This window comes from Archangium gephyra (genome assembly GCF_049060025.1).
GTDB lineage: Bacteria > Myxococcota > Myxococcia > Myxococcales > Myxococcaceae > Archangium > Archangium gephyra_A.
Genome location: NZ_JBMEQQ010000002.1, coordinates 2,078,513 through 2,096,265, shown reverse-complemented (window position 1 = coordinate 2,096,265; position 17,753 = coordinate 2,078,513). Strand labels below are relative to the sequence as shown.

The following is a 17,753-nucleotide window of genomic DNA, read 5'->3' as shown; positions in this document are numbered from 1 at the left end:
CGGGAGGTTCACCTCCTGGAGGTCGCCCATGCTGCATGCCCCACTCCTCGGCCGAGTCCTGCTGCGGTTCGACGCTGGCAAGGAGGACCTCCACGAGGATCTCTCCGCGGCGGTGTTTTCTCCGGATGGGAGCCTCTGGGTGGCCTCGGACGAGCACCACTCGCTCGAGCGCTTCTCCCCGGTGGACTCGCGCGTCTTCGGCGAGCACCGGCACTTTGTCATGGCGGATCTGCTCGGGGAGGAGGTCCGCGAGGAAGTGGACATCGAGGCGCTGGACTTCCAGGACGGACACCTGTGGTTCGTGGGCTCGCACAGCGCGAAGCGCAAGAAGCCCAAGGGCAAGACGATGGTGAAGGACCTGGAGCGCCTGGCCACCGTGGAGCACCAGCCGTGGCGCTTCCTGCTCGCCCGGGTGCCGCTGCCGGGGTTCGCGCCGGGCTCGGCCGCCCCTGCGAAGCTCCAGCGCACGGAGGGCCGCGAGGGCCCGGGGGTGAGCGTGCTGGTGGAGCTGCTGCGCCAGGATCCCCACCTGGGGCCCTTCCTCGCGCCCGCTTCGCCGGAGGATCCGGAGGGGGCCCTGGCCCTCCCCAGCAAGGACAACGGGCTGGACATCGAGGGGCTCGCCGTCCACGGGGACCGGGTCTTCCTCGGGCTCCGGGGGCCCGTGCTGCGGGGCTACGCCGTCATCCTGCAGATGGAGGTGGAGGAGGTGGGCAACGGCCTCCTCGCGCCCCGGCGGACGAAGAATGGCAGTGCCTACACCAAACACTTCCTCGACCTGGATGGCCTGGGCATCCGCGAGCTGTGCCGCCATGGGGAGGACCTGCTCATCCTCGCGGGGCCCACCATGCCGGTGGATGCCCCCATCCGGCTGTTCCGGCTGCACAAGGGCCTGCTGCTCTCCGGAGACACGATCCACCCGCAGGAGAAGGGCGTGCTGGAGCCGCTCTTCGACCTGAAGGAGGGGAGCCGGGACGACAACGCCGAGGGCGTGGCTGTGTTCTCCTGGTTCGCGCCCAACGACTCCGTGCTCGTCGTCTACGACACGCCCTCGCCGCAGCGCCGCTACGGGCCGGACGGCGTGCTCGCGGACGTGTTCCGGCTCTGAGCCCGCCCAGACCCGATGCAGTTCAGTCCAGAAGGTTCGCCAGGCCCGCGTACGTATGGGTTCCGGGGATGCCATCAATCGGGCCCGTGTAGCCGCCTCGGCTCGCCAGGGACTGAAGCACCTTATAGGTGTGGGTGCCCGGTACTCCATCGATGGGTCCCGTGTACCCGGCGCCGCTCAAGAAGGTCTGGAGGCCCCGCCACGAGTTCACACCCATCGCGCCATCGATGGGGCCCATGTACCCGCCCAGGCGCGCGACCCGCTGGAGTGCCGCGTACGAGTTGGTGCCCATGACGCCATCAATGGGGCCCGTGTATCCAAAGCCTCGCAGCACGGTCTGCACGCCCTTCCACGAGTTGGTGCCCATGACCCCGTCAACGGGGCCTGTGTAGCCACCCTTCACCGCGAAGCGCTGAAGCCCCTTCCACGAGTTGGTGCCCATGACGCCATCCACGGGCCCCGAGTAGCCGTAGCCGGTGAGGACCTGCTGGACTCCCTTCCACGTGTTCGTGCCGGGGACGCCGTCCAGGACGCCCGTGTACCCGCCTGCTCGAGCCAACCGCTGCAGCGTCACCCCCTGGCTGTTGGTGACGGGAGGCACACCGCCGCCCGACCCGTTCAGGTACGCCTGGATCCCGTTATACGTATTGGGCCCGGGGATGCCATCGATGGGCCCCGTGTAGCCACCGTCCTGGGCAAGCAGTTGCAATCCCTTGTAGGTGTTGATGCCCGGATCGCCGTCGGCAGGCCCGTCGTAGTACCCCAGCTCGCGAAGGATTTTCTGCACTCCGAGCCAGGTATTGACACCCGGAACGCCATCCAAGGGGCCTGTGTAGCCGCCCCGCTGGGCCAGCTTCTGCAGGATGATTCCCTGTTCGATGGTGATGACAGGATCGCCGCCGCCCGAGCTCCCCCGGGAATGGCCGTCGGCGGGGGAGGAGTCGCGCCATCCGGCGGCTGAGACAGTCCGGTGAACGCGGACAGCTTCGCGACGTTCAAATCGAGAGGAATTCCATTCTGGTTGCCGGACGAGGTGTACTGATGAATCTCCCACGCCGGGAAGGCCGCCCCGATCGTCGGATTGCCCGGCGTGCCCGTGTAGTGGGCGATCCACAGTTTCGAGCCCACCGCCTTGGTCTGGGTCCAGGTGTTGGAGGTGAGGAGGCTCGAATAGGTGTACAGGAACGGGGCCTTCCCCAGGCGGGACTTGACCGCTTGCATGAAGGTCGCGGTCATCGAGTCGTTCCAGAAGATGCCCGCGTCGATCGCCTCGTTGTCGAGCACCAGGAGGTCGCCTGGCCGATGGTCATACAGGTGATCCATGAAGTACTGCGCGTCACCCGCGGGGTTGGTGGAGCCAGCCACCCAATAGTGCCCGACGATCAACCCGGCCGCGCGAGCCCGGGCGACCTGCTGGGCATAGTAGGGCGCGACATAGAGGGGAGAGACATTGGAGCCGCCTGCTTTGACAATCGCGAATTGATAGCCGGCACTGCGAATGGCGTTGAAGTCGAGATCACGCTGGGTCGTGCCGACATCGATCCCGTAGACACCGCTCATCCCTGACGGTGGAGGTGTCGTGGGGGCCTGGGCCAGCCAGTTGTTGAGGCCCAGATAGGTGTACTGTCCCGGGAATCCATCCACGGGTCCCGTGTACCCTCCCAGCTGTGCGAGCCTCTGCACCCCTTTCCAGGTGTTCTCACCCGGGATGCCGTCAATGGGGCCGGAGTAGAAGCCACGATTCGCGATGACGGTCTGAACACCTTTCCACGTATTGACTCCAGGGACGCCATCCACCGCGCCCGTATATCCACCCCGCTGGGCAACGCGCTGGAGCGTCTTTCCCTCCTCGAGGCTGATCTGGATTCCCCCGGAACCGCCACCGGTGCCGGTACCTCCGCCAGAGCCAGTGCCGAGCACGTTCCGAATCAGGGGGGCGGGATCGCTGACATTCTCGCCAAACGCACAGCGATCCGTGGAGCCTCGGGTCATGTGGAGGTGCGGCCCGGTCCACGCCGACCCATGATCATCCCCGTGGCCCGCCGCATAGGCGATGATCTCACCCTGCTGGACGTAATCTCCCACGGAAACCCGTGTCCGGATGACGTGGGCGTACCCGGAGAAATCGCCCGGCGCGGATTCCACGGCGACGGTGTGTCCCACGATGGAGGAGTACTGGATGCGGCGGACGATGCCGGAGCGCAGCGCGGGAATCGCCTGACCGCTGCTGGCGGCGACGTCGAGACCCCGGTGGCCAGCGGGGCCGTAGTAGGGGCCAGTGACTCCGAAACGAGTGACCCACCGTCCTTCCGCGTAGAACGCTTGCACGTTCGACGGCACGGCGAGCGTGCCTTCTGCTGTGACCGCGTCAAGGCTCTCGCCTTGCCCCCCCTCCGGGTCCATCCCACCACACGCTGTCAGGACCGCCATGCCCAACACCAGCTTCACGGCGGTGGAGAAGAAACTTCGCAATAGGCTTTTCGATGTGGACCTGCTGTTCATTCCACATTGTCGTGGCGCCCGTTGCGGAGTTGCGCCCGGATTTCCCAGATTCTTGGGAGTTCGGGAGGCGGCCGGATAGGAGCGATCTTGCCGGAGGCTCCGAGCGTCGGGTCCGATTCCCGCCGCCTCCAAAGAGGTTGCCCGCCGCTCTGAGTCGCGCACTCTCCTGACGAGGGGGCGCGGGTTGCTTTTGGGGACCACCTTGGGCCTCCTCTTGGGGTCCAAGTTCGGGACCGGGCTCCTTCCAGGCCTCCCCCGGGAGGGGGGCTGTACAGAATCCATGGCCACTGCCCCCGGCTACCCCGCAGCGTAACTCAAGGGGGGGTACGCCAAGCAAGGGGCTCGGGACGCGGGCGCTGGGGTCTGGCAAGCAACCACTCTGGAATGCTTTGTGGATACAGGTTCTGGATTCGCATTCCCAACGAGGCAGCCAGCCTCAGGAGTGCCACTCCCTCAATGAAGACATGGGCCTCCGTCCGTAACATCTCCGGATCCGCGCCTGGGTTTGCACGCTCTCGCGCGAGTTCTTGCGAGCGCTCGAGCAGCAGGCCCGCCCAAGCCATCTCGAATTTTCGCTCGTCCCCAGCCAGCAAGGCCTCGCACAGTCTGAACCGGGCGGGGGCCTGGGCCCCGGATATCGCCTGGAAGCGCGAGAAGGTGGCGATGGCCTGCTCGGACTTTACACCCACACGCAGCACGTCCATGAGGAACTTCACATAGAGGAAGTCGTCCTCGTACTCATCCTCGCGTGCCCAGGTGCTCGCGCACACGGGTACCATGCTCCGAGCGGTGTCGAAGTCATCCGCCGCGATGGCATCGAAGAAGGGCAACGCCCGGCTCGTGCAGAGGTAATACCGATCGATCACAATGCTCCAATCAATGCGCTGGAGAATTGACAGGTAAGCCTGGGCACTCTTGCTCAAACACGAGAAGAATGGCTCGATGTCCGCTTCGAGCAGCACCGAGCAGATTGCCAGACGGCGGTACTGGGTACAAAGTTTCTGCATGAGCGCCGCTTCGGTCTCGATGCGCGGTGGTGCCCGCAGTTGCTCCAGCAGCCGGCCCAAGGTGAAGCGGATGTTCCTGTAATCATCTTCCAAGTCCGATGACATGCTCGTCCCCAAGCGTTGGCCGTGGCTCAAAGCATGACGGGAGAGTCCAGGTCGAGCATACCCAGCCCCGTGATTCCTGCCGCAGCAAGCTTCTCGAGCAGGTCCACCCGGATGATGAATGCCCGGGGATATTCCTTGATGCGGAACAAGGAGCGCTGCTCGGGAATCTTATCCTCGCGCAGGACTAACCGACGGATGACGAGGAACTGCTCTGGGGAGAAGCTGGATCGATCGTACTCCGAGCGTTCGAGGTCCACGCAATCCACTGTTCCCAGCACGTGCGCAATGGCATAGGGCACGTCGACCACGCGATCCTTCTTGTCGATGATGGAGACGGGTAGCCACTCGATATCAAGCGGCTCGGCCTCCAGGAGTTTGCGCACCTTCTCCGAGACGATGAGGCGCGAGAACTTGTTGGGGATGAAGTCCGTGAGCTTCATTCCCTTACGGTTCTTGGAGAGTGGGTAGGACGCCTGCGTTGGGAACTTGTTCCCCATGCGCTCTCCCTCTCCTAGCCGCCAAGCCTGGGTCACCCCCTTGACCTCCTGCTCGATGTAGCCCAACTCCTCGAGCGGAGGAACCTTCAGAATCTTGTAGTTCACTTGCTCTTCCCTTGCTGGCGCAGCCTCGCCTCGATGCTGGCCCCCAGTTCTTGGATCTTGTTGACGTGGACCCCACCCGGCATCTGTTCCAAAATGAGGAGCAGGTTGTCCGAAATTTTGTCGAGGTCGTCCTTGATGTGCTTCACGCTCTTCGGATCAACCTTGTGTACTTCCTTGTCGCCCAGAGCCTTGTCCAACTGATCCTTCAACCAGGACAGCTTCTCCTGTGCGAACGAATCGAAGCCTGGGTGGTTGTTGGGGTGGACAGGCCAGTTGATGAGCTCACCGACGTCCTTCCACTTCGGCAGCAGGACGATGTTCCGCTCGCCGTTGAGGTTGTAGCCCGCCACCATGAGGAGTTCCAGCAACTGGTAAGGATCGGCGCGATTCTCGTCGAAGAGTTCTTGAAAAAGCATCTCATTGGCAATCATATGATGCCAATTGTGCTTGTATGGGTGGTGCCCACCCTCCCCGTTGTCATAAAGGGGTACGAAGTTACCATGGTGTCCGATGTCCCAGATGTGCGGATCCACCGGCTGGTTGGCTTGTTGTTGCTTCGGCGTGATGAAATTCTTGGTCCCCCCACCCAGTTGTACGAGCGAGACGATCTTGGTACGAATGCCGGTCACCTTCGCCGGATCATAGCGCGGGTTGTTATAGTAGGCTTTTCGGTCCCGCAGGGTGGCGTTGTAGCCATTCTTGGCGTACTTGCACTCGGCATTCTGAGCGGCGGCGTGGCGGACAACGCAAGCTCCGTCCTTGTGGTAGTCAGAGTTCTTTGTCAACCGTTCGATATGTTTTTCATCCATGCGGCTCTCCTTTCCTGTTCAGGGCTGGGGCCATCAAAGAGCGTGGATACCGATTGCTCCCTTGCGTCCGTCTTCCCCGGACGCCCACACCAGGACGTCCTCCGTCCTCGCATACGCCCGCTGCAGTGCTCGTACCGCCATGCAGGTAGCGAACGCGGCAGTGGCCGCCCCTGTCTCGCCGAACGACTCCGCTGGATTCCACTGCCGGGCCCCCTCCAGTTCCCGTCCGAGCTTTACCAGGGACATTCCCCACTCCCGGGCCCGCCACTCATCCCCATTCAGGCTACCAATGTTCAATCCGATTCGTCGATTCCCTAGCTCCGGCTGTTGTAGGAACCCGCGCAGGGTCTGGACCAGCATCGCCCCGGTGTTGGGTCTCCCCGAGAAGCGATGGTGCGAGTCCTGGCCCACACTTGGAGCCCCCACTAGAGCCTCGATGCGTGCACCCCGGCGTGTGGCGTGCTCATACCGTTCCAGAAGCACCAGGGCCGCGCCCTCACCTGGCAGAAACCCCACCGGTTGATCTGGTGTCTTCAGCATTCGCAGGCCCAGCAGCACTTGGAGCAATTCTGGCTCCAAGTAGGAGTCCACCCCGCCCACGACGCACCAGTCCTGTTCCCGCGCACGCAGGCTGCGGATGGCCTCCTCCATCACGGGAAAGAAGCCAGCAGGGCCCTCAAAGGACAGCCTCCGGTGCCGCGAGTGGAAGGCAACACTGCTGAGTTCCTCAAGCCGAGGGAAGAATCGTCCGCGGTAGCGTTCGCGCTCCTCCTCCAGGTCAGGCAGGTCCCCCACAGGTAGACCGAGCTGCTCGGCCCTCTGGCGCTGCCGGGCCTGTTGGCACTGGCGGAAATAGCCGTGGCCTAGGTTCAGCAACAAGCCTGTGGTCCGAGCATCGCGCGCCTCCAGGCCCGCATAGCTCATCAAGTCCTTCAGGGCAGCCGTCACTAGCCGCAGGCTCCTGGCCAGTCCCTGGAATCCGTCCGTCAGACCTCGAACGGGATGACCCCGGAGAGGCACCATCTTGAATGGCTCGTCTTCGTCGAAGACGCGGGAATCCTGCAACTCGATGCAGCGCAGGATGCCCGCCCGTGCCGCCGCACACGACTGCACCACTCCGCCCAGGGATGACACCATCCCGAGCCCCGTCACCACAATGGAATCAGGTCTCAGTCTCCTGTTGGCCATGCATTGAAGTATACGAAGAATGAGGATCCAACGTAGCGAAGGGTGCGTCGTCGCCGGAGTGAAGAGCGTTCCCGCGTGGTGGCGGCGGGCTTGGCCGGCACTTCATACAGCGGCAGGCTGGGCGCCCGGAGCACATGTTGGCCCTGGCAGCTCCCACTGCTTCCGCGAAGTGCCCGCTGGGCATGCCGTGCGCTTTGAACGCCACGGGAGCATGACAGCACAGCAGTTGCTTCTCGGACGTGGTGGACGTTTCAATGGAAGTGGCTGCGGACACTTGGGCCCGTGGAGCACGCCAATTCCGACAGCAGAGCGGGTGCGGTATCGGGGCATGGAGACAGGACAAGAGAGAAACGGTGCCAGTAGACAGTTCCGGGTCCCAAAGGGACCAAAAAAGGACCAAATCGAACGGACGCGCCTGGACTCGCCCGGACAGAAAGGGCGCCCCATCTACAGACTGGAAGCAACCCGCTGCTCCGAGCCGCTCAGTCCGGGGGCTTGTCCGTTCCGTCCGTCCCCCCGGCTCCGTCCGCGTGCAACTGGGCCTGTGTCTGGGGCCGGTTGTCCTGCTCGAAGAGCGAGCGCAACTCCGCCCGGGACTGCTGCGCCGTCTGGAGGAGCTTCTCCTCGTCCTGGTACACCGCGTGCTGCTTGTGGAGCATCTCCTCGTCGTAGGCGCGGAAGCGCTCCACGATTCCCCGGGCCCGCTCCTCGTCGAAGCCGAGCCCCTGGAGCACGTGGCCGGCCATCTCCAGGCTCGACAACAGTGTCTCCCGGTTGAGCACCTTCACGCCCTCGTCCAGCAGCCGGTAGGCGTGCGCGCGGTTGCGGGCCCGGGCATAGACGGGCAGCTCCGGGAAATGGGCGCGCACGAGCCGGGCCGTGCGCACCGAGGCGTCCATATCGTCGATGGCCAGCACGAAGAGCTTCGCCCTGGCCGCTCCCGCGGCGCGCAGCAGCTCCAACCGCGAGGCGTCGCCGTAGTAGATCTTGTTGCCGTAGCGGCGCAGGAAGTCGACCTGCTCGGGGCTCACTTCCAGCGCGGTGAAGCCGATGTCCAGCATGTTGAGCACGCGCCCGACGATCTGCCCGTACCGGCCGAACCCGGCGATGATCACCGGCTGCTGTTCCGCGTCCTCCAGGTGATCGTAGTCCGCCGGGACGGTCCGCCGCAGCATGCGCTCGACCACGCGATCGTGCAGCACCAGCAGGATCGGCGTGGCGGCCATGGACAGGGACACCACCACCGTGAGCAGCTCGGTGAGCCCACGGTCCATCACTCCGGCGGTGGCGGCGACCCCGAACAGCACGAAGCCGAACTCGCCGCCCTGGGCGAGCGCCAGCGCCATGATGCGCCTCCCCTGAATCATCAGCCCCATGGGCCGCCCGAGCCCGAAGAGGACGCCGCCCTTGAGCACCATCAGCCCCACCACGCACCCGGCGACGAGCAGCGGCTGCTGGGTGACGAGCCGCAGGTTCATGGACATGCCCACGGCGATGAAGAAGAGCCCGAGCAACAGGCCCTTGAAGGGCTCGATGTCCGCCTCCAGCTCGTGACGGTACTCGGAGTCCGCGAGCAGCACGCCCGCGAGGAACGTGCCGAGGGCCATGGAGATGCCGGCGAAGGTCATCAGGAGCGCCACGCCCACCACCACCAGGAGGGTGGCGGCGGTGAAGAGTTCCTGCAGTCGCGTGGAGGCGATGAGCCGGAAGACGGGGCGCACCAGGAAGCGGCCGCTCAGCACCACCGCCGCCAGCACGGCCACCACCTTGAGCATGGACAGCAGCAGGCCCTGGCCTCCGCCCCCCGTGTCCGCCTGTCCCTCGGTGATCAGGGGAATGAGCGCGAGCAGGGGGATGACGGCGAGATCCTGGAACAGGAGGATGGCGAAGCTCTCGCGGCCGTGGCGGGCGGTGAGCTGCTGGCGCTCGCCGAGCAGTTGGAGGGCGATGGCCGTCGAGGACAGGGACAGCCCGAGGCCGGCGATGAGGGCGGCCTTCATGGACAGGCCGAGCGCCAGTCCCGCGCCCGTGAGCAGCAGGCCGCTGATCAGCACCTGCGCCAGGCCGAGCCCGAAGACGGAGCGGCGCAGGGCCCAGAGGCGGGCGGGTTGGAAGCTCGAGGCCGACGATGAACAGGAAGAGGACGACGCCGAACTCGGCGAAATGCAGGACGTCCTCGGGGTCCCGGATGAAGCCCAGCCCCGAGGGGCCGATGATGGCGCCCGCGGCGAGGTAGCCGAGGATGGAACCGAGCCCCAACCGCTTGAAGAGGGGCACCGCGATCACCGCCGCGATGAGGAAGACGGCGACTTCGTTGAGGATGCTCATCCGTGGGACTCCGGGGCCGCGCTCCCCGGGTCTAGGAGGCTCCACGGCTCATCGCAAGCTCTTGACGGTGCCTCCGCTCACGGGGCGGTGTTCCGCGAGCTTCTTCACCCGTTGCTGGCCGTCCGACATGCTCAACCCGTCACGTCATGACGCCGGGGCGACTCGACAGGTGACCTGCCAGGGGCTCTAGCACCTTGAATGCAGCGGCCACATGACGCAGGCTGTCCGCCGTTCCTCCCTTCGACAGGACCTGCCCGCGATGCTGCCCGTACTCCTGGCCGTGCTGCTCTCCCAGGCCCCCACCGCTCCGTCCCGCCAGCAGGGCGTTCCCATCGGCCAGGGCAAGACGCTGCCCACCGTGCGCCTCACCGCTCCCGCTGGCGGTTGGACGGTGGACCGGATGCTGCTCGTCGAGGGCACCGTGAGCGACACCACCATCGATCCGGTGGTTCTCTCTATCAACGGCGACCGCTACCTGATGCGCACCTTCAGCGGGCGCTTCAAGCGCAAGTTCCCCGCCGCCAGCGGCAAGAACGTCGTCACCCTCATGGCCACCAATCAGGCCGGTACCGCGCGCGCCCAGGCTACCAGCTACGCGCAGATTCCCCCCGTGCCCCTCAAGGCCATCCTCACCAGTGACACCCAGGGCGTCTACACCGACCTCCACATCTACGAGCCCACCCAGGACAGTGTCTCCACGGCCAAGGCGGGCGAGGCCTCGGGCCCGGTGCTCGATCTGAAGAAGATGGCCCACGTCTACTGGGCCGATACCGAGAGCCCCAGCGGCGGCACCTTCTTCCTCAACGATCAGGGTGACTCCTTCGACGACCCCGCCTACGGGCCCTACCTCTACGTCCACCGCGCGCCCCCCAAGGGCCTCTACCTCATCGCCACCAACTACTGGCCCAGCGGCGACAAGGCCCACACCGTGGCCACCCTCAACGTCGTCCTCTACGAGGGCACTCCCCAGGAGCTGCGCCGCATGGTGCGCATCCCGCTCGCCACGCCCGGCACCACGCGCGTGCTCGCCTGGGTGAATGTGCTCGGCGACGGCAAGGCCAAGGTGTATGTGCCCTCGCAGGATCCCGCGCCCAAGGGCGCCTGGTGGCCCCGCAACCTGGATGAGGCCGTCAAGACGCTCACCACCGGCGGCGTGGACTCGGAAGGCTGAGGCACCCGGCTCCCCATGAGTGCGCTGTTCCTGCTTCTGACCCTCCAGGCGGCCACGCCCGCTCCGGCCGAGGCCCTCGAGACGCTGCTGCGGCGCGAGGTGGCCCAGGTGGCGCTCGCCCAGGTGCGCCGCATGGACCCGGCCTGGCACCCCGAGCAGCGCGACTGCGCGGGCCTCGTGCGCTTCGCCTTCCGGGGTGCCTACCGGCGCTTCCGCCCCGAGCGGCTCGCCTCGCCCCTGTGGCTCGACGACCAGGGCCGGCCCGGTGACTTCGCCGACGCCGAGACGCTCCTGTCGCGCAGCTTCGTGCCGCTCGGCCGCGACGAGGCCACGCGCGAGTCGTTGCGCACCGGTGACCTCGTGGCCTTCCGCCAGGAGCGCGACGCCGGCCCCATCTTCCACCTGATGCTCGTGGTGCGCCCGGAGGACAAGGCGCACGCCCCCACGCGCATCGTCTATCACCCGGGCGACAAGGGGGCCGCGGTGCGCACCGGCGTCCTCCAGTCGCTCGTCACCGAGGCCCCGCTGGAGTGGCGCCCGGTTCCCCAGAACACCGCCTTCCTCGGCTTCTTCCGCTTCAAGGAGTGGATGCGATGAATCCTCCCTCTCCCTCGGTGGGCGCACCGCCCCCGCCTCCGTCTCCCAAGAGTGGCCGCAACCGGACCCTCCTCCTCGTGGGCATCGGCATCGCCGTGCTCATCGTGGTGGCCCTGGTGGCCTTCTTCATCGGCCGCGGCACCTCCGCTCCGGCGAAGGGGCCGGACGCCCAGGGATCCACCGCGTCTCCGGGCACGTCCGGCTCGGCCCAGAGCTCGGTCCTGCAGGCCCTGCCTCCCGCGCCCGGCAAGCCCGGGCAGATGCAGGTACCCACCGAACCGGTGCGTCCGGCCTTCTGGGTGGACGTCTATGCGCCGGGCAAGGTGCGCGAGGCGCTCACCGGCAATGCGTGGCTGAAGGAGCAGCTCCAGAAGCCGCTCGGCAAGGGCTTCGTGGGCGGGTGGGCCGCGTTCCTCGGCACGAGCGGAGAGGACCTGGGGGCCAACTTCCAGGGCGCCGTGTTCGACGTCATGGCCGGCCAGTTCCTCACCGCCCCGTTCCGCATGGTCTGGTACTCGGGGGAGAACCGCGCGGGCACGCCCGCCATCATCGTCCCCGAGCCGGGCAACGCCACCATGGCGGCCTTCGACTCGATGAGCGGAGTGGTGCGCCGCAACGAGCTGACGGCCCCGTCGTGCCCGGGCGGGGAGGGCGAGGTGCCTTCGGAGGGCTTCACGCTGCAGCGCTGGCTCATCGCCGAGCAGACGCTGTGGGCCGCGCGCACGGATGACAAGCTGGTGTTCGGCCGGCACCCGGCGGTGGTGCTCCAGGGCCTGTGCGAGCTGCACCTGGACCTCGAGGCGCCCCAGGGCGTGGACGTGGAGCTGGGCTTCGCTCCCGAGCCGCTCGGCCGCGAGGCGCAGCTCCTCACGCACGTGATGGGCGTGGCCAACGGCATCCGGCTGCAGTTCGCCGTCGAGGGCCATCGGCTCGTGAGCCGGGGCATCTCCGGGCCGGTGGCGGATGAGCCCCGGTTGGACAGCGCGCCGCTCTCGGACGAGTTGCTGAAGCTCGTCCCCGAGGAGACGCCGGTGCTGCTCGCGCTCCAGCTCAAGCTGCCCGAGCAGTTGGACAAGGACACCCTCAAAGCCTTCTGGTCCGGCAAGGGCGCCGCGGTGCCGCTGCGCACGCGGCAGGTGGCCATGGTGTGGACGCCTCGGGGAGACCCGGCGCTGTCCACCGAGGTGGCACTGCTGTGGGGCCGGCCCGAGGACGCGCAGGCGCTCGGGCTGCTGTTCTCCGGGCCCAACAAGATGGCATCCGCCACGCTGTGCGGGCACCACGTGCTGGCCTCCACGCCGGACGTGCTCGCCCGGTTGCGCAAGGCGTGCGAGGGCAAGGGGCCCAACCTGCTCAACGCGGCGGCGCCGGTGGTGCAGGGGCTGCGCGCGCCGGGCTCGGTGTCCTTCGGTGTCCACACCGGGCGGCTGCTCGGCATGCTGGTGGCGGATGGGTACTGGTCGCAGGTGACGCAGGCGGATTCGAGCAAGCCGAGGCCCCGCGCGGCACCGCCGGAGATCGAGGCGGCCCGGCGTGATCTGGAGACGCTCCCGTACGTGGGGCTGCGTGGCACGGTGGATGGCAACAGGCTGGTTCCGGGAGGGTTTGGCTCATGAGGTACTCCGCTCGTATCGCGGTGCTGGCCGCGCTGGTGTGCGCTGGCGTGGCGGCGGCCAAGCCGCTCTACATCACGGTTCCCCGGGCCTACGGCAGCAGTGAGCCCGTGGCCGTGGACGTGGCCTTCGAGAACAAGGGGCCCGTGGAGCTGCGGGTGCTGAAGCCCGCGGACACCGATGCTTTCATCCGCGCGCAGGGTGACGTCCGGCGCGCCTGGCAGGTGCCTCCCACCACGGCGAACCCCGGCAACGCGCTCAGCCGTGGCCTCAATGCCGCGCACTCGCCGGGCTCGTTCCTGTTGTTCGCCCTCAATGAGGACTTCCGCAAGTCCGTGGCGCCGGGCCTGCCCGCGCGTCCGCCTCCGCCGCCGGGCCGTCCGCTCGCCCGCGTGTCCGAGGGCCCCGAGAAGCTCGTGGGTGTGCCCGCTGGTTTCTCCGTGGTGCGCAGCCAGTGGCTCAACCTGGACCTCGGCGGCGCCGAGCGCGAGTTCAGCGTCCCGGGCTTCGACACCTCGTATTACAGCGGCGGCTTCGAGGAGCGCCGCGTGACGCTCCCGCCGCTGCCCGTGGGGACGTACATCCTCCAGATCGTGCAGGGCCGCGTGGAGGGGCAGGTGGTGCTCGTCGTCACCGACCTCACCGTGCAGCTCAAGCAGACGGACGGGCAGGTGCTGGTGCGCGTGGCGGGGAGGGATCAGAAGCCGCGCGCGGGCGCGCAGGTGCAGGTGTATCTGCCCTCGGGCAAGGGGCCGGTGGGCACCACGGACGCCAAGGGCGAGGTGACGCTGGCCGTGCAGGAGCCGCGCCTCATCGCCACGGCGGCGTCGGGCGGGGACACCGCCATCGTGGACACGGACTTCTACTCGTCGCTGGCGGTGGCGCCGGACGTGTTCATCTACAGCGACCGGCCCATCTACAAGCCGGGGGATGAGGTGAAGTTCCGCGGCCTGTTGCGCCAGCCGGACAGCTTCCTCGCGCGCCTCTTCACGCCGCGTCGGCGCGACGTGGCGGTGAAGCTCGTCTTGGCCGAGGGCCGGGAGATCCGGACGAGCGCGAAGGTGGACGAGTTCGGCGCCTTCAACGGCACCCTGAAGGTGCCGGTGGACCTGGGCACGGGCGTGCTGCGGGTGATGGCCGAGCTGGACACGCAGCCGCACCAGGGCGAGGCGCGCGTGCAGGACTACGTGAAGCCCACCTTCTACCTGGAGCTCCAGCCGGAGCGGGAGACGGTGGTGCCGGGCGAGACGCTGCGGGCCACGGTGAAGGCGCGGCGGTACGCGGGCGGAGTGCCTCCTGGGGCGAAGTACGAGGTGTTCCTGTACCGCTCGCTGCTGGACGCGCCGGCCTGGGTGGATGATGCGGGGCTGGGCGGGCAGGGGAGCGCGGTGACGTACGGGAGCGCCTCGAGCACGGAGGGCCGGCTGAGCGTCCCCGAGCGACTGTTCTCCACGGTGGCCCAGCGCGGCGCGGACGAGGATCCGTGGGCGAGCGCCGCGACGTTCGATGCCAACGGGGATGCGCGGATTGAAATCGGGGTGCCCGCGCTCAAGCCGGGCGAGGAGCGCCTGCCGTACCGCTACACGCTCACCGTGCGCGCGCGGGATGACCAGGCGACGTTCGCCAACGCGAGCGCCGCCTTCTTCCTCTCGAAGGTGGAGGTGCTGGGCAATACGCGCTACTCGGCGGCGGTGGTGAAGAAGGGCACCGAGGCCACGCTGGGCATCCGCGCCACCACGCTCTCCGGCAAGCCCTACGGCGCCACGCCGGGCGAGGTGGAGTTCGTGCTGCGCAAGGCGGATGGCAGCGAGAAGAGCCTGGGCAAGAAGAGCTTCACCACGGCGGCGGATGGGGCGTACCGCGAGAAGGTGCCCACCTCCGACGTGGGCGCGGTGGTGGCCCGCGTCATGGTGAAGGACAAGGGCGGCGAGGCCTGGACGGGTGAGGACCAGTTGCTCGTCATCGGCGAGGCCTCGGAGGCGGTGGCGCAGGTGCCCAACCTGACGCTGGCGTCGCTCTCGGGCACGCTGGAGCCGGGTGACACGGCACAGCTCGTGGCGCTGCTGCCGGACGGCTGGGGCCCGGGGGGCTCGGACGAGGGCCCGGTGTGGGTGACGCTCACGGGCTCGGGGGTGTACGGCACCCAGCTCGTGGAGCTGAAGGGCCGCACGCTGGTGCACGCCTTCGAGGTGGAGAAGCGCTTCGGCAGCGCGGTGTATGCCTCGGTGGCGTACCCGACGGCCTCGGGCCGCTGGGAGGAGCGCACGGTGGGCTTCCGCGTCATCCCCTCCGAGCGGACCCTCTCCGTGTCGTTGCAGCCCCGGCGCGCCGAGGCCACGCCCCTCACCGAGCAGGTCATCGACGTGCGGGTGACGGACCACGAGGGCCAGGGCGTGGTGGCGCAGCTCTCGGTGGGCGTGGTGGACAAGGCCGTCTATGCCATCCAGAGCGAGTTCCGCCCCAAGGTGCTGGACTTCTTCTACCCGGTGGGCCGCAACAACGTGGCCACCTTCTTCTCGGCCGAGTTCCAGGGCTACGGCTACGGCGAGGCCCTGGCGCGGAAGATGGCGGGGCTGCCGGATCATGCCTTCGCCTCCATCAAGCCGCCCACGCGGCAGGCGAAGGACCTGGACCGGGACACGGCGTACTGGAGCCCCACCGTTGTCACGGACCGGGACGGGCGGGCGACGCTGCGCTTCAAGCTGCCGTCCAACCAGACGCTGTGGGTGGTGACGGGCGTGGCGGCGGACACCTCGGGCCGTTTCGGCGAGTCCACGGCCGAGTTTGCCACGCGCGGTGGGCTCAACCTGTACGCCGCGCTGCCTCGGTTCCTCCGGCAGGGGGACGAGGCCTTCGCCTCGGTGCGTCTGTCCGCGGGAGCGCTGTCCCAGGGCAGCCAGTTGCTGGACGTGCGGCTCGCGGCGGCGGGGGTGCTCGAGTCCGCCGTGGCGACGCAGAAGGTGGAGCTGGGCCAGGGCGGCGAGCAGGTGCTGCCCATCACCCTGAAGACGAAGGGCCCGGGCACGGCCGAGCTGGCGGTGGAGGTGACGGGAGGCAAGGAGCCGCTGCGCGACCGGCGCTCGGTGGCGGTGCGGCCCGCGGTGCTGGAGGAGCCGATGAAGGTGTCGCAGTGGGGCGGCGGCTCGCTGGCCCTGCCCGCGGCGGCGAGCGCGACGGTGTCGGAGGTGCAGTTGGTGTTGCAGCCGTCGCTGGTGGACGCGGCGCTCGCCAACGTGCGCGAGTTGCTCACGTACCCGTACGGGTGCCTGGAGCAGCTCGTGTCCACCACGGTGCCGAACGTGGCGCTGTACCAGACGCTGAAGAAGGCGGGCACGCTGGAGTCGCTCGACACGGACAGCCAGGCGCTGCTGGCCGAGGCGCGCAGCCGCTCGGTGCAGGGCATGGCTCGCATCCTGGAGATGTCCGTGCGCGGCGGCGGCTTCACCTGGTTCAGCGGCTACAGCACGCCGGATCTGCCCATGACGCTCATCGCCCTGGACGGGCTGGCGTACGCGGTGGAGGCGGGGCTGGTGGATCGGAACGATCCGCGCATCACCGAGAGCATGCGCTGGCTGGAGGCCCAGGAGGGGCTGCCCTTCGAGTGGGAAGCCACGCGGGCCTGGGTGCTGGCGCGGCTGGACGGAGAGCGGCAGGCGGCCCGGGTGCGCGCGCTGGTGGAGGCCGCGAAGCCGGGAGACCTCTACCCGCTGGCGCTGGCGGTGCTGGCCGCGGAGAAGGCGGGTGTGATGAAGGAGCCCGCGCTCACGGGACGCATCGACGAGCTGGTGGCGCTGAGCAACGAGGGTTTCGTCACGCTGGCCAACATGCCCGCGCCGAGCGAGGCCCTGTGGCGCTACCCGCTGCGGCGGGTGGGCCTCACCGCCATCCTGGGACACGCGGCGTCCTTCGGGAAGCTGGACGTGGACAAGGCGCGCCGCCGGTTGCTGGAGGCGCTGACGGAGCCGGAGCTGTCCACCTTCGATCGGAGCACGGCGCTGCTGCACTCGATGTGGCTCATCGAGCGCGACGCGAAGGAGTTCCGCAAGCTGGCGCCTCCCGAGGTGAAGGGCGCGAAGGGTCCGGTGCGCTTCACGCCGCGCGGGATGGGGCTGGTGGCGACGCTGGAGCCGGGGACGCGCACGGTGGACGTGGCGGACTTCGCGGGCGTGGCGACGCTGAGGGGCACGGTGGCCACGCCGCTGGCGGAGGTGAAGCCGGTGGCCGAGGGCATGAGCCTCCAGCGCGCGTACTACGTGCTGCGCGAGGGCGGGCGGGTGAAGCTCGAGCCCGGCGTCAGCGTGAGCCAGGGCGAGGAGGTGTACGTGGAGCTGACGCTGGATGCGCGCGGCGACAACCGGAACCGCTCGGCGTACTACGTGGTGGAGGACGCGGTGCCCGCGGGCTTCGTGCCGCTGGTGGAGGACAAGGAGTTCCGCGGTCCCCCCCACGCGCTGCCGCTGGCGCCCGAGGCCCTCAAGCGGCGCTCGCTGAGCCCCGAGCGGGCCACGTTCTTCTTCGAGGAGCCGGCGTGGTGGAGCGACAGTCCGCGCACGGTGGGGTACGTGATGCGGGCGCAGTTCGCGGGCACCTTCTCCGCGCCGCCGGCCTTCATCGAGGACATGTACGTGCCGGGCATCCGCGGGCGCACGGGTCCGGACGTGCTGCAGGTGGCGCAGTCCCAGCGTGGCCCGGGCGACACCGGCCCGGGCGGGTGGTGAAGCGG

12 protein-coding genes and 1 pseudogene are annotated in these 17,753 nt (G+C 68.0%); 5 read left to right on the top strand and 8 right to left on the bottom strand.

What is annotated here, in order from left to right:
• The first annotated feature begins 28 nt into the window (after positions 1-28).
• The gene (locus ACN28I_RS09075; protein WP_420941680.1) at positions 29-1,108 is read left to right on the top strand and encodes a DUF3616 domain-containing protein; all 1,080 of its coding nucleotides are present in this window, start codon (positions 29-31) and stop codon (positions 1,106-1,108) included.
• A 22-nt stretch (positions 1,109-1,130) separates the two neighbouring features.
• Here ACN28I_RS09075 and ACN28I_RS09070 read toward each other — a convergent pair whose 3' ends face one another.
• The 8 genes and pseudogenes from ACN28I_RS09070 to ACN28I_RS09035 form a co-directional block, all read right to left on the bottom strand.
• Positions 1,131-1,709, bottom strand: coding sequence for a hypothetical protein (locus tag ACN28I_RS09070; RefSeq protein WP_420941679.1), 579 nt, complete (start codon positions 1,707-1,709; stop codon positions 1,131-1,133).
• A gap of 17 nt (positions 1,710-1,726) precedes the next feature.
• Positions 1,727-3,610, bottom strand: coding sequence for a GH25 family lysozyme (locus tag ACN28I_RS09065; RefSeq protein ID WP_420941678.1), 1,884 nt, complete (start codon positions 3,608-3,610; stop codon positions 1,727-1,729).
• 314 nt (positions 3,611-3,924) lie between these two features.
• Positions 3,925-4,722, bottom strand: a complete 798-nt coding sequence (locus tag ACN28I_RS09060) for a hypothetical protein (RefSeq protein ID WP_420941677.1) — start codon at positions 4,720-4,722, stop codon at positions 3,925-3,927.
• 26 nt (positions 4,723-4,748) lie between these two features.
• A complete protein-coding gene (locus ACN28I_RS09055) occupies positions 4,749-5,324 on the bottom strand; it encodes an imm11 family protein (protein ID WP_420941676.1) in 576 nt (191 codons plus the stop codon).
• Entirely contained in the window at positions 5,321-6,133 is an 813-nt protein-coding gene (locus ACN28I_RS09050; RefSeq protein ID WP_420941675.1) for a hypothetical protein, read from the bottom strand. The genes ACN28I_RS09055 and ACN28I_RS09050 overlap by 4 nt, the downstream gene beginning before the upstream one ends.
• 33 nt (positions 6,134-6,166) lie before the next feature.
• A complete protein-coding gene (locus ACN28I_RS09045; protein ID WP_420941674.1) occupies positions 6,167-7,321 on the bottom strand; it encodes a beta-ketoacyl synthase N-terminal-like domain-containing protein in 1,155 nt (384 codons plus the stop codon).
• Positions 7,322-7,803: 482 nt separating this feature from the next.
• Positions 7,804-9,384, bottom strand: coding sequence for a cation:proton antiporter (locus tag ACN28I_RS09040; protein ID WP_420948603.1), 1,581 nt, complete (start codon positions 9,382-9,384; stop codon positions 7,804-7,806).
• A 115-nt stretch (positions 9,385-9,499) separates the two neighbouring features.
• Positions 9,500-9,649, bottom strand: a pseudogene (locus ACN28I_RS09035) (cation:proton antiporter); the annotation flags it as partial.
• Between the two features lie 259 nt (positions 9,650-9,908).
• Between ACN28I_RS09035 and ACN28I_RS09030 the strand changes: the two are divergent.
• Genes ACN28I_RS09030 through ACN28I_RS09015 form a run of 4 tightly spaced genes read left to right on the top strand, consistent with a single transcriptional unit; the run spans position 9,909 to position 17,748 of the window.
• Positions 9,909-10,820 carry a DUF2135 domain-containing protein gene (locus ACN28I_RS09030; protein WP_420941673.1) on the top strand — a complete coding sequence of 304 codons (912 nt, stop codon included), beginning with the start codon at positions 9,909-9,911 and terminating at the stop codon, positions 10,818-10,820.
• 15 nt (positions 10,821-10,835) lie between these two features.
• The gene (locus ACN28I_RS09025) at positions 10,836-11,417 is read left to right on the top strand and encodes a DUF1175 family protein (RefSeq protein ID WP_420941672.1); all 582 of its coding nucleotides are present in this window, start codon (positions 10,836-10,838) and stop codon (positions 11,415-11,417) included.
• Positions 11,414-13,033: a hypothetical protein gene (locus ACN28I_RS09020; protein WP_420941671.1), complete on the top strand. Its 1,620-nt coding sequence runs from the start codon at positions 11,414-11,416 to the stop codon at positions 13,031-13,033. Before ACN28I_RS09025 ends, ACN28I_RS09020 begins: the two co-directional genes overlap by 4 nt.
• Positions 13,030-17,748: an MG2 domain-containing protein gene (locus ACN28I_RS09015; protein WP_420941670.1), complete on the top strand. Its 4,719-nt coding sequence runs from the start codon at positions 13,030-13,032 to the stop codon at positions 17,746-17,748. The genes ACN28I_RS09020 and ACN28I_RS09015 overlap by 4 nt, the downstream gene beginning before the upstream one ends.
• Positions 17,749-17,753 lie beyond the last annotated feature (5 nt).